Annotated in this window: 12 protein-coding genes; 8 read left to right on the forward strand and 4 right to left on the reverse strand. The window is 62.2% G+C overall.

Annotation, left to right across the window (positions count from 1 at the left end; translation table 11 throughout):
• The first annotated feature begins 216 nt into the window (after window positions 1-216).
• The 8 genes from KGA85_RS05575 to KGA85_RS05610 all read left to right on the forward strand — a co-directional run bounded on the left by KGA85_RS05575 (window position 217) and on the right by KGA85_RS05610 (window position 8,312).
• On the forward strand, window positions 217-1,737 hold the full coding sequence (locus KGA85_RS05575; protein WP_046037291.1) for an aldehyde dehydrogenase family protein: 1,521 nt from the start codon (window positions 217-219) through the stop codon (window positions 1,735-1,737).
• A 192-nt stretch (window positions 1,738-1,929) separates the two neighbouring features.
• A complete protein-coding gene (gene pqqA / locus KGA85_RS05580) occupies window positions 1,930-2,001 on the forward strand; it encodes a pyrroloquinoline quinone precursor peptide PqqA (RefSeq protein WP_003253598.1) in 72 nt (23 codons plus the stop codon).
• A 55-nt stretch (window positions 2,002-2,056) separates the two neighbouring features.
• Complete coding sequence (gene pqqB, locus KGA85_RS05585) at window positions 2,057-2,971, forward strand: pyrroloquinoline quinone biosynthesis protein PqqB (RefSeq protein WP_223461801.1); 915 nt, start codon at window positions 2,057-2,059, stop codon at window positions 2,969-2,971.
• 141 nt (window positions 2,972-3,112) lie between these two features.
• Entirely contained in the window at window positions 3,113-3,865 is a 753-nt protein-coding gene (pqqC, locus tag KGA85_RS05590; RefSeq protein WP_223461803.1) for a pyrroloquinoline-quinone synthase PqqC, read from the forward strand.
• Window positions 3,862-4,134: a pyrroloquinoline quinone biosynthesis peptide chaperone PqqD gene (gene pqqD, locus KGA85_RS05595; protein WP_223461805.1), complete on the forward strand. Its 273-nt coding sequence runs from the start codon at window positions 3,862-3,864 to the stop codon at window positions 4,132-4,134. Before pqqC ends, pqqD begins: the two co-directional genes overlap by 4 nt.
• Window positions 4,112-5,254: a pyrroloquinoline quinone biosynthesis protein PqqE gene (gene pqqE / locus KGA85_RS05600; RefSeq protein WP_223461807.1), complete on the forward strand. Its 1,143-nt coding sequence runs from the start codon at window positions 4,112-4,114 to the stop codon at window positions 5,252-5,254. Before pqqD ends, pqqE begins: the two co-directional genes overlap by 23 nt.
• Window positions 5,255-5,428: 174 nt before the next feature.
• Complete coding sequence (gene ercA / locus KGA85_RS05605; RefSeq protein ID WP_223461809.1) at window positions 5,429-6,592, forward strand: alcohol dehydrogenase-like regulatory protein ErcA; 1,164 nt, start codon at window positions 5,429-5,431, stop codon at window positions 6,590-6,592.
• Entirely contained in the window at window positions 6,576-8,312 is a 1,737-nt protein-coding gene (locus KGA85_RS05610) for a NahK/ErcS family hybrid sensor histidine kinase/response regulator (RefSeq protein WP_223535913.1), read from the forward strand. Before ercA ends, KGA85_RS05610 begins: the two co-directional genes overlap by 17 nt.
• On the opposite strand, the gene KGA85_RS05615 is transcribed toward KGA85_RS05610, so the two are convergent.
• The 4 genes from KGA85_RS05615 to KGA85_RS05630 form a co-directional block, all read right to left on the reverse strand.
• Window positions 8,288-9,178, reverse strand: a complete 891-nt coding sequence (locus KGA85_RS05615; RefSeq protein ID WP_223542966.1) for an aldose 1-epimerase — start codon at window positions 9,176-9,178, stop codon at window positions 8,288-8,290. The genes KGA85_RS05610 and KGA85_RS05615 overlap by 25 nt on opposite strands.
• Before the next feature lie 255 nt (window positions 9,179-9,433).
• Window positions 9,434-10,714: a TRAP transporter large permease gene (locus tag KGA85_RS05620; protein ID WP_223458172.1), complete on the reverse strand. Its 1,281-nt coding sequence runs from the start codon at window positions 10,712-10,714 to the stop codon at window positions 9,434-9,436.
• Complete coding sequence (locus KGA85_RS05625) at window positions 10,715-11,242, reverse strand: TRAP transporter small permease (RefSeq protein ID WP_223458170.1); 528 nt, start codon at window positions 11,240-11,242, stop codon at window positions 10,715-10,717.
• A 78-nt stretch (window positions 11,243-11,320) separates the two neighbouring features.
• Complete coding sequence (locus KGA85_RS05630) at window positions 11,321-12,292, reverse strand: TRAP transporter substrate-binding protein (RefSeq protein WP_223458168.1); 972 nt, start codon at window positions 12,290-12,292, stop codon at window positions 11,321-11,323.
• Window positions 12,293-12,367 lie beyond the last annotated feature (75 nt).

Below are 12,367 nucleotides of genomic sequence, written 5' to 3' on the forward strand. Positions count from 1 at the left end.
GGCTTGCTCGCGAAGGGGCCTTCACATTCAACATTGATGTTGCATGATCCGCCGCCTTCGCGAGCAAGCCCGCTCCCACATTAGGTTGTGTGAAATCTACGACCAAATAACGAGAGCCCCTCCTGCCAACGATGCATTCGTCTGGCACGCGGGGCTCTCTAGTATCGGCTCATCGCCTGTCAGTACGACAGGCATCGACCCAGACAGAGGCCTACCATGATCTACGCACAACCCGGAACCCCAGGCGCCGTCATTACCTTCAAACCGCGCTACGGCAACTTCATCGGTGGCGAGTTCGTTGCCCCGATCAATGGCGAGTACTTCACCAACACCTCGCCGGTCAACGGTGAAGTGATCGCCGAATTCCCGCGCTCCAGCGCCGCCGACATCGACAAGGCCCTCGACGCCGCGCATGCCGCAGCGGATGCCTGGGGCAAGACCTCGGCCCAGGACCGCTCCCTGGTGCTGCTGAAAATCGCTGACCGCATCGAGCAGAACCTAGAGGTGCTGGCCGTCACCGAAACCTGGGACAACGGCAAGGCCGTGCGCGAAACCCTGAACGCCGACGTGCCGCTGGCGGCCGACCACTTCCGTTACTTCGCCGGCTGCATCCGCGCCCAGGAAGGCGGGGCTGCGGAGATCAATGAGTTGACCACGGCCTATCACTTCCATGAGCCCCTGGGCGTGGTCGGGCAGATCATTCCGTGGAACTTCCCACTGCTGATGGCCGCCTGGAAACTCGCCCCGGCCCTCGCTGCAGGCAACTGCATCGTACTCAAGCCTGCCGAGCAAACGCCGCTGTCGATCATGGTCTTCGCCGAGCTCATCGCCGACCTGCTGCCAGCGGGCGTGCTGAACATCGTCCAGGGCTTCGGTCGCGAAGCTGGCGAGGCCTTGGCCACCAGCAAGCGCATCGCCAAGATCGCCTTCACCGGCTCGACCCCGGTGGGCGCGCACATCATGCATTGCGCCGCCGAGAACATCATTCCGAGCACCGTGGAACTGGGCGGCAAATCGCCGAACATCTTCTTCGAAGACATCATGAATGCGGAACCGGCGTTCATCGAAAAAGCCGCCGAAGGCCTGGTGCTGGCGTTCTTCAACCAGGGCGAAGTCTGCACCTGCCCGTCCCGGGCGCTGGTCCAGGAGTCGATCTACGAGCCGTTCATGGCCGAGGTGATGAAGAAGATCGTCAAGATCAAGCGCGGCAACCCGCTGGACACCGAGACCATGGTCGGCGCCCAGGCGTCCGAGCAGCAATACGACAAGATCCTCTCGTACCTGACCATTGCCCAGGAGGAGGGCGCCGAGCTGCTCACCGGCGGCGCGGCCGAACGTCTGGAGGGCGACCTGTCCAGCGGTTACTACATCCAGCCGACCCTGCTCAAGGGCCACAACAAGATGCGTGTGTTCCAGGAAGAAATCTTCGGCCCGGTGGTGGGTATCACCACCTTTAAGGACGAAGCCGAAGCCCTGGCGATTGCCAACGACAGCGAGTTCGGCCTCGGCGCCGGCCTCTGGACCCGCGACATCAATCGCGCCTACCGCATGGGCCGGGCGATCAAGGCCGGGCGCGTGTGGACCAACTGCTACCACCTGTACCCGGCGCACGCGGCGTTCGGTGGCTACAAGAAGTCCGGCGTCGGTCGGGAGAATCACAAGATGATGCTCGATCACTACCAACAGACCAAAAACCTGCTGGTGAGCTACGACATCAATCCGCTGGGGTTCTTCTGATTCCTTAAACACGACGCATAACCTGTGGGAGCGGGCTTGCTCCCACATGGGTATGTGGGGTTCCGGAAATTTGCGCAACACCCCCTACCAAATCACCCCGCAAACTCCTTCGAAAGTAGCATTCGGGCCCTCATCGCGCCGTGCATTAATGGCTCTACCGGAATCACCCGGGCACAAGAAGAGGAATGACCCATGTGGACTAAACCCGCGTTTACCGATCTGCGCATTGGCTTCGAAGTGACGATGTATTTCGCCAATCGTTGATTGACCACCCGGCCAGCCGATGCGTTGGCCGGGCCTGCCTTCTGGAGCATCCGCCATGCACATCCGCGTTCTCGGTTCCGCCGCTGGCGGTGGTTTTCCACAGTGGAATTGCAACTGCCGCCAGTGCGCCGGTGTGCGCCATGGCAGCCTGCGGGCACAGCGCCGTACGCAGTCGTCGATTGCCCTGAGTGACGACGGTGTGGAGTGGGTGCTGTGCAACGCGTCACCGGACATTCGCGCGCAACTCGAGAGTTTTGCGCCACTGCAACCGGCGCGGCGCCTGCGTGACAGCGCCATCGCCGGCATCGTGCTGCTGGACAGCCAGATCGACCATTGCACCGGTTTGCTCAGCCTGCGCGAAGGCTGTCCGCATGCGGTGTGGTGCACCGAGCGCGTGCATCAGGACCTGAGCAGTGGTTTCCCGTTGTTCAACATGCTTGAGCATTGGAACGGCGGATTGCAATGGCAACCGGTCGGCCTCGATCGCCAGCCGTTCAGCATCCCGGCCTGCGAGTATTTGCAATTTCGCGGGATTCCCCTGGTGAGCAACGCACCGCCGTATTCGCCTAATCGCGGCAACCCGCAACCGGGCGACACCATTGGCTTGTTCATTGAAGACCTGCGCAACGGTGCTTCGCTGTTCTATGCACCGGGCCTTGGCCGGATCGACGATGAAGTGCTGGGCTGGATGCAGCGTGCCGATTGCCTGCTGCTGGACGGCACCCTGTGGCGCGACGACGAGATGCGTATCTGCGAAGTCGGCCAGAGCCTGGGCAGCGAAATGGGGCACCTCCCACAAAGCGGCCCCGGCGGGATGCTTGAAGTTCTGGAGGGTTTCAACCGCCAGCGCAAGGTACTGATCCACATCAACAACACCAATCCGATCCTTGATGAAGACTCGGCCGAGCGGGCGCTGCTGGAACGGCGGGGGATCGAGGTGGCTTACGACGGCATGAGTATTGAGCTGTAGCGAAGGACGCCTTCGCGGGCAAGTCGGATCGCCGCACCGCCGCTCCCACAGGGTTTGGTGTTTGCCGCGAATCCATTGTGGGAGCGGGCTTGCCCGCGAAGAGGCCGGACCAGACGCCGCAGAACTTCCCGGAGAACCGCAATGACTGACAATGCAATGACCCCCAGTGAATTCGAAGCCGCCCTGCGTGCCAAGGGCGCCTACTACCACATCCATCATCCCTTCCACCAAGCCATGTACGCCGGCCGCGCCAGCCGCGAGCAGATCCAGGGCTGGGTCGCCAATCGCTTCTATTATCAGGTCAACATCCCCCTGAAGGACGCCGCGATTCTCGCCAACTGCCCGGACCGCGACGTGCGCCGGGAGTGGCTGCAACGGATTCTCGACCACGACGGCGTCCCCGGCAGCGAGGGCGGTATCGAAGCCTGGCTGCGACTGGGCGAAGCGGTGGGGCTGGATCGCGAGCAGATTTTGTCCCAGGAATTGGTGCTGCCCGGCGTGCGATTTGCCGTGGACGCCTACGTCAATTTCGCCCGTCGCGCCTGCTGGCAGGAAGCGGCCAGCAGTTCGCTGACCGAACTCTTTGCGCCACAGATCCATCAATCGCGACTCGATGCCTGGCCGACCCATTACCCGTGGATCGACGCTGCTGGCTACGACTATTTCCGCACGCGCCTGAGCCAGGCGCGGCGCGATGTCGAGCATGGCTTGCGCATCACCCTGGCGCACTACGTGACGGCCCAGGGGCAACAACGCATGCTGGAGATCCTGCAGTTCAAGCTCGACGTGCTGTGGAGCATGCTCGATGCCATGAGCATGGCCTACGAGCTTGCGCGCCCGCCGTATCACACGGTCACCGGCGACAACGTCTGGCATCGGGGGATCGCCCTGTGAGCCTGATCGATCGCCAGCAGTCACCGGCCTTGCGTCGCGGTTTTCGTCTGCAATGGGAGCCCCGTCAGGACTGCCATGTGCTGCTGTACCCCGAAGGCATGATCAAGCTCAACGCCAGTGCCGGACAAATTCTCGCCCTGGTGGATGGCCAGCGCAGCGTGGCGGCGATCATTGATCGATTGAGCGCGAATTTTCCCGGGGTACCGGGGATCGACGAAGACGTGCTGGCGTTTCTGGAGGTGGCCCATGCGCAATTCTGGATCGAGTGAGACGCTGCCCGGACCGCCGTTGTGGCTGCTCGCCGAGCTGACCTACCGCTGTCCGCTGCAATGCCCGTATTGCTCCAATCCATTGGATTTTGCCCGGCACGGCGAGGAGCTGAGCACGGAAGAATGGATTCGCGTATTCCGCGAAGCGCGGGACATGGGCGCCGCGCAACTGGGGTTTTCCGGCGGCGAGCCGTTGGTTCGCCAGGACCTTGCCGAACTGATCAAGGCTGCCCGGGACATGGGCTACTACACCAACCTGATCACCTCCGGCATCGGCCTGACCGAGCAGAAGGTGCGCGACTTCAAGGTGGCCGGGCTGGACCATATCCAGATCAGCTTCCAGGCCGCCGACGAAGCGGTGAACAACATGCTCGCCGGTTCGCGCAAGGCCTTTGCGCAGAAACTCGCCATGGCCCGAGCGGTGAAAGCCCAGGGCTATCCGATGGTGCTGAACTTCGTCACCCATCGGCACAACATCGACCGGATCGCGCAGATCATCGAGTTGTGCCTGGAGCTGGAAGCGGATTTCGTCGAATTGGCCACCTGCCAGTTCTATGGCTGGGCCGAACTCAACCGCGTCGGTCTGTTGCCCACCCGCGAGCAATTGCAGCGTGCCGAGCGCATCACCAATGAGTACCGCGAACGCCTTGAAGCCCAGGGCCACCCGTGCAAGTTGATCTTCGTCACCCCGGACTACTACGAGGAACGTCCCAAGACCTGCATGAACGGCTGGGCCAACCTGTTTCTCGACATCACTCCCGACGGCACGGCCTTGCCTTGCCACAGCGCCCGGCAATTGCCGGTGCAGTTTCCCAACGTGCGCGAGCACAGCCTCTCGCACATTTGGAACGACTCGTTCGGCTTCAATCGTTTTCGCGGCGATGACTGGATGAAGGAGCCATGCCGCTCCTGCGATGAAAAACACAAGGACCTGGGCGGCTGCCGCTGTCAGGCCTTCATGCTGACTGGCGATGCCAGCAATGCCGACCCGGTGTGCAGCAAGTCGCCCCACCACGGCGTGATCCTCAAGGCCCGCGAAGAAGCGGAGGCGCCGGGGTTGGGGATGGAGCATCTGACGCTGCGTAACGCGAAGGCTTCGCAGCTGATTTATCGCGGCTAGTCTGGCGACACATATCCCCTGTGGGATCGCCGCACCGCCGCTCCCACAGGGGATCTGCGGAGAGTTCGAATGTGAGTACACCCCAGGCAGTGCTACCCATTGGTCTGATTGCATTCACAGCTGGATGGTTTAGTGTGGTTTCTACCTTCCAAAACAATAAAAACAGGCTTTCCAATGAGCCAGAGTCTCAACCAGCTGCGTAAATTCGTTTCACCTGAAATCATCTTCGGTGCCGGTAGCCGGCACAGTGTCGGCAATTACGCCAAGACCTTTGGCGCACGCAAGGTCCTGGTGGTCAGTGACCCCGGTGTGATTGCTGCCGGTTGGGTCGCCGATGTCGAGGCCAGCCTGCAAGCGCTGGGCATCCAGTATTGCCTGTACTCCGATGTCTCGCCCAACCCGCGGGTCGAAGAGGTGATGCTCGGCGCCGAGATGTACCGGGAAAACCACTGCGACGTGATCGTCGCCGTCGGTGGCGGCAGTCCGATGGACTGCGGCAAAGGCATCGGCATCGTCGTCGCCCATGGCCGCAGCATTCTCGATTTCGAGGGCGTGGACACCATCCGCGTGCCCAGCCCGCCGCTGATCCTGATTCCGACCACCGCCGGCACCTCGGCCGACGTCTCGCAATTTGTGATCATTTCCAACCAGCAGGAACGCATGAAGTTCTCCATCGTCAGCAAGGCGGTGGTGCCGGACGTTTCGCTGATCGACCCGGAAACCACCCTGAGCATGGACCCGTTCCTGTCGGCCTGTACCGGCATCGACGCGTTGGTGCATGCCATCGAAGCCTTCGTGTCCACCGGCCACGGGCCACTGACCGACCCCCATGCGCTGGAGGCGATGCGCCTGATCAATGGCAACCTGGTGCAAATGATCGCCAACCCGACCGACATCGCCCTGCGCGAGAAGATCATGCTCGGCAGCATGCAGGCCGGGCTGGCGTTTTCCAACGCCATCCTCGGTGCGGTGCATGCCATGTCCCACAGCCTCGGCGGCTTTCTCGATCTGCCCCACGGCCTGTGCAACGCGGTGCTCGTCGAGCACGTGGTGGCCTTCAATTACAACTCGGCACCGGAGCGCTTCAAGGTGATCGCCGAGACTTTCGGCATCGACTGCCGAGGCCTGAATCACCGGCAGATCTGCGGGCGCCTGGTCGAACACCTGATCGCCCTCAAGCACGCCATCGGCTTTCACGAAACCCTCGGTTTGCATGGCGTCAGGACCTCGGACATTCCGTTCCTGTCGCAGCATGCGATGCACGATCCTTGCATCCTGACCAACCCGCGCGAATCCAGCCAGCGTGATGTCGAGGTCGTCTATGGCGAAGCCCTCTGACGAGCAACAACGGGCCCTCGCCGGGCTGCTGGGGCTGGGCAGCCATTCGGCGCGCAAGAGTCATTACCCGGAGCTGGCCGCGCGCCTGGATGATCTGGAAGCCGAGCGTAACCGCTACAAGTGGTTGTTCGAGAACGCGGTGCACGGGATCTTCCAGGCCAGCCTGCACGATGGCATGCGCGCCGCCAACCCGGCGCTGGCACGCATGCTCGGCTATCAGGACCCGCAGGAGGTGCTGTTCTCCCTGACTGACCTGGCCAGCACCTTGTTCGTCGACGGCGCGCAGGAGCTGGAAACCATCGGCGAAATCCTCCGGCACCAGCGCAGCCTGCACGGCTATGAAACCCGCTTGCGGCGCAAGGACGGCAGTCACCTGGACGTATTGATGAACCTGCTGCTCAAGCCCGGCCAGGAAGGCCTGGTGGAAGGGTTCGTCTCCGATATCACCGAGCGCAAACTGGCCCAGCGGCGCCTGCAGCAACTCAATGACGAACTGGAGCAGCGCGTCGTCGCGCGCACCGATGAGTTGCTCGAAGCCAATCGTAACCTTCAGCAGCAGATCACCCAGCGTAAACAGATCGCCCGGGCCTTGCGCGACGCCCGCGATGCCGCCGAGGCCGCCAATCACAGCAAGGACAAATACCTCGCCGCCGCCAGCCACGACCTGCTGCAACCGCTGAACGCCGCACGGTTGCTGATTTCGACCTTGCGCGAACGCAAATTGCCGGAAGCCGAACAGCTGCTGGTGGAACGCACTCACCAGGCCCTGGAAGGGGCCGAAGACCTGCTGACGGATCTGCTCGACATTTCCCGGCTCGATCAGGCCGCGGTCAAGCCGGACATCGCCTCGTACCGCCTCGATGAACTGCTCGGGCCGCTGGTGTCGGAGTTCCAGTCCGTCGCCCAGGCGGCCGGCTTGAACCTGCGGGTGCGCATGGCCGATTGCGCCATCAGCACCGACTTGCGCCTGATGACGCGGATCCTGCGCAACTTCCTCAGCAATGCCTGCCGCTACACCGATGAAGGCAGCATCCTGCTGGGGGCAAGGCGTCGGGGCGAGATGTTGCGCCTGGAGGTCTGGGACACCGGGCGTGGCATCGCCGCCGACCGGCTCGATTCGATCTTCCTCGAGTTCAACCAACTGGACGTCGGCCGCGCCGCCGACCGTAAGGGCGTGGGTCTGGGGCTGGCGATTGTCGAGCGCATCGCCAAGATCCTTGGCTATAAGATCGGCGTGTACTCGTTGCCGGGACGGGGTTCGATGTTCAGCATCGAGGTACCGATATCCGACGAGGTTCCGTTACCCGTGAGCCAGGTGGTGCCACAACCGGGCACCGGCAACCCGCTGCCGGGCCGCCGTTTACTGGTGATCGACAACGAAGTGAGCATTCTCGAAAGCATGAGCGCGTTGCTCGGGCAGTGGGGCTGCGAGGTTCTGGTCGCCACCGATGAAGCGGCTGCGCTGGCGGCGCTACGCGGGCAGGCGCCGGAGCTGATTCTCGCCGACTATCACCTCGATCACGGGGTGGTCGGCTGTGATGTGGTGCGACATTTGCGCGAGCATTTCCACCAGGACATTCCCGCGGTGATCATTACCGCCGACCGCACCGACCATTGTCGGCGCGCGTTGCAGCGGCTCAACGCACCCTTGCTGAACAAACCGGTGAAACCCGGCAAGTTGCGAGCAGTGTTGAGTCAATTGTTGGGGGCACCAGCCTGAAGCGGCCGGTACTGCAGGGTGAAGCCCAGTTCGGTGGATTGACCCTGTTCCAGCAAACGCAACCCCGGCCGACCGGGCAGGTGGTGCGCGTTGACCGGGTGGCTCACCGGTTCGATACAGAAAAACCCCAGGCCCACGGGGCAGTAGAGCAGGTAGTAGTCGCTGCCGGTGGCCTGGCATTCGAGCGTGTAACCAAGATCCGCTTGCTCGATCAGGCAGTGGCCGTTCCATTCGCAGAAGCCGTTGTCCACCAGCGATTCGGGCAATGCCTTCGGTTGCTGGAAATCCCACTCGACCGGCAACGCGCTGAGCTCTGTCGGCAGTTTTGCCCCGTCGCACATCCACACGTGCCGGGCGGGCGCCTGTAGTCGGGTGTTCGGTGTGCGCGGCAGATACGGATGCAATCCCAAGCCATGCCACGCAGCGTGTTCAGCCAGGTGCGTGACGTGCATTTCGATGCTCAGCTTGCCCGCGCTCAAATGGAAACGTTGCCGGGCGCGATAAGCGAAGGGGGTTGTGCTGTCGAGTTGCAAGACCACTTCATTTTCCGACCGGGAAACCACCTCCCACGGCTGCTGCCAGGCGCTGCCGTGAATCGGCAGGGGATCGGTGAGGCTGTTGGGCGCCAACGCCAGCCAACCATCGGGACAATCGAAACCGCCATCGGCGATGCGGTTGGACCAGGGGATCAAGGGAAAGCAGCCGAGTTTGCCGGGCAGGCCGGTGTTCAGGGCGTACTCATCGGCGTGTCGCAGCAAGGGCTGGCCGGTGCTGCGCACGGTCCAGTTGACGATGCTGGCGCCGAGTTCCGGGGCGAGGGTGAGGTGGGTGAGTTCGTCTTTGAGTTCGATCAGAGTTAGCGACATGTTGACCTGCCATGTGATTTTTTGAGACTTGCACCGTTCCCTGTGGCGAGGGGGCTTTTGTGGCGGGGGGGCTTGTCGGATCGCCGCACCGCCCGGTTCGGCTGCGAAGCAGTCGCAAATACAAGCGACTCGTGGTGCCTCATAAATTGCAGGGGGCCGCTGCGCGACCCAACGGGGCGGTGCGGCGATCCGACAAGCCCCCTCGCCACAAAAGCCCCCCAGCACTAAAGACCCTGGGCTTGCTGGTCAGGGTTTTTACAACACCAGATGCGGCAACCACAGCGACAGTGCCGGAATGTAGGTCACAGCCAACAGCACCAGGAACAGCACGCCGTAGAACGGCAGCAGGGCCTTCACAGTGGACTCGATAGTGACCTTGCCCACCGCCGACCCCACGAACAGGACCGCACCCACCGGCGGTGTGATCAGGCCGATGCCCAGGTTCACCAGCATGATCATGCCGAACTGCACCGGGTCCACGCCTATGCCGAGGATCACCGGCATCAGGATCGGCGTGAGGATCAGGATCAGCGGCGCCATGTCCATCACCGTACCGAGCAACAGCAGCATGACGTTGATGCACATCAGGATCACGTAGCGGTTGTCCGACAGGGTCAGGAACAGCGTGGTGATCTTCGCCGGAATCTGCATCAGGGTCATGATGTAGCCGAAGCTGGCGGCGAAGCCGATCAGGATCATCACGATCGAAATCGTCCGCACGGTGCGGTGCATCAGTTTGGGCAGTTCGCTCCATTTGTAGTCGCGGTAGATGAACATGGTCACGAAGAACGACCACAGCACCGCTATCGCCGCCGACTCGGTGGCGGTGAAAATACCCGACAGAATACCGCCGAGGATGATCACCATCGCCATCAGGCCCCACAGCGCTTCGCCGCAGATCTTCAGCGCCTCGCGCATCGGAATGACTTCACCCTTGGGGTAGTCACGCTTTTTCGCGAAGATCAGGCACAGCACCATCAGGCACGCGCTCATCAACAGGCCCGGCACCACACCGGCCATGAACAGCGAGGCAATCGACACCGTGCCGCCGGCGGCCAGGGAATAGAGCACCGAGTTGTGGCTGGGCGGTGTCAGCAGCGCTTGCACCGAACCGCTGACAGTCACTGCCGTGGCGAATTCCCGGGGATAGCCACGGCGCTCCATTTCCGGAATCAACACCGAGCCGACCGAGGCGGTGTCCGCCACCGAGGAGCCGGAGATCGCGCCGAAGAAGGTCGAGGCCATGATGTTGACCAGCGACAAGCCGCCGCGCACGAAGCCCACCAGCACCCCGGCGAACGCCACCAGGCGCCGGGACATGCCGCCCTCGGCCATGATCGCGCCGGCCAGGACGAAGAACGGAATCGCCAGCAGGGAGAATTTGTTCACGCCCCCGGCCACCTGAATCATCAGCGCCTGGAACGGGATGTCGATCCACCACGCGCCGATCAGTGCGGCAAACCCCAGGGCGTAGGCGACCGGCATGCCGATCAGGATCAACGCGATAAAACTGCCCAACAGAATAAAAGCGTCCATTCAGGCAGCCCCTTCGTTTTCTTCAACGAGGTCGAAACGCACGACCCGACGGTTGCTCTGGTCACCGAGCAAGAGTTTTTCCAGGACAAACACCAGCGTCAGCACGCCGCCCACCGGAATCGGCATGTACGTGATGCCCACCCGCAGGGTTGGCAGGGCGCTCATGAACTGATTCCAGGTGGACATGCACAGCTTGCTGCCCCAGATGGCCATGAACAGGCAGATGGTCGCCATCAACAGTTGCGCGACAATGGCCGCGGCCTTGCGCAGGTGCGGCGGCATACGGTCGGTGAGCATCGCCACCGCCATGTGCGAACCGGATCGGTAGCTGGCGGCGGCGCCGATGAAAGTGAACACCATCATCAGCAGAATGGCGGTAGGCTCCGGCCAGCTGGAGCCGGTGCCGAGGACGTAACGGGCAAAAACGCCCCAGGGGATCATCAGGGAAATGGCCAGGACCGACAGGCCAGCAACCCAGATGCAGGCCATGTAAATCCTGTCGTTGATACGCAGCAGCAGATTCTTCATCGGTTTCCACCGTAACCGGGCGCGCACTGACGTACACCAATGTCAGCGGCGCCGGGCCTTTCTTGAATGCAGGGAGGGTTACTGAACGGCTTCGATGCGCTTGATCAGGTCGGCGTAAGGCGCGCCGTATTTCTCGCGGATTGAGGCGGTTGCCTCGTAGAAAGGTTTCTTGTCGACGGTGATGAACTCGACGCCGGCGGCCTTGAGTTTCTCTTCACTGCTGGCCGATTTCGCATCCCACAGGGTGCGTTCCTGGGCTTGGGCCGCCTTGGCGGTTTTCTTCACCAGGGCCTGCTGCTCGGGGGTGAGTTTTTCCCAGGTGATTTTCGACATCACGATCGGCTCGGGCAGGATCAGGTGACCGGTCAGGCTGTAGAACTTGGCGTTCTGGTAGTGGTTGTGTTCGAGCAGGGTCGGCGGGTTGTTTTCCGCGCCGTCGATCACGCCGGTCTGCAGGGCACTGAAGATTTCGCCGGTGTCCATCGCGATGCCGTTGCCGCCCATGGCGTTGATGGTTTCGATGAACATCGGGTTGCCTTGCACGCGGATCTTCATGCCCTTGAGGTCTTCCAGGCTGCGCACCGGTTTCTTGGTGTAGAGGTTGCGCGTGCCGCCGTCCATCCAGGCCAGGGCGACCAGGTTGAATTCGGAGTTGGTGATCTTGTCGAGGATTTCGTCGCCGACCGCGCCGTCGATGACCTTGCGCATATGCGCCTGGTCACGGAACACGAACGGCATGTTGAACACGTTCACGTCCGGCACCACCGGCCCGACGATGCCGAGGCTGACCCGGGCCATCTGCACAGCACCGACCTGGGCTTGTTCGACCACTTCCTTTTCCGAGCCGAGTACGCCACCGGCGAACATCTTGAAGGTCAGCGCGCCATTGCTGTCGGCCACCAGGGTTTTGCCCAGTTGCTCTTCAGCCACCACGGTCGGGTAACCGGCGGGGTGAATGTCGGCGAATTTGATTTCCAGTGCCTGGGCGGCACCGCTGAGGGAGAAGGCGAATGGAAGTGCGGCGGCGAGCAAGGTGCGTTTGAAGTCCATGGGGGGTGTCTCCAGTTTTATTGTTTTTTTATTCAAGGCACAGCGATGCAGCAGGAGCGCTTTTTCTTTCGAGAA

This window comes from Pseudomonas sp. GL-B-12 (assembly GCF_019955895.1).
In the GTDB taxonomy this organism is placed as follows: Bacteria; Pseudomonadota; Gammaproteobacteria; order Pseudomonadales; family Pseudomonadaceae; genus Aquipseudomonas.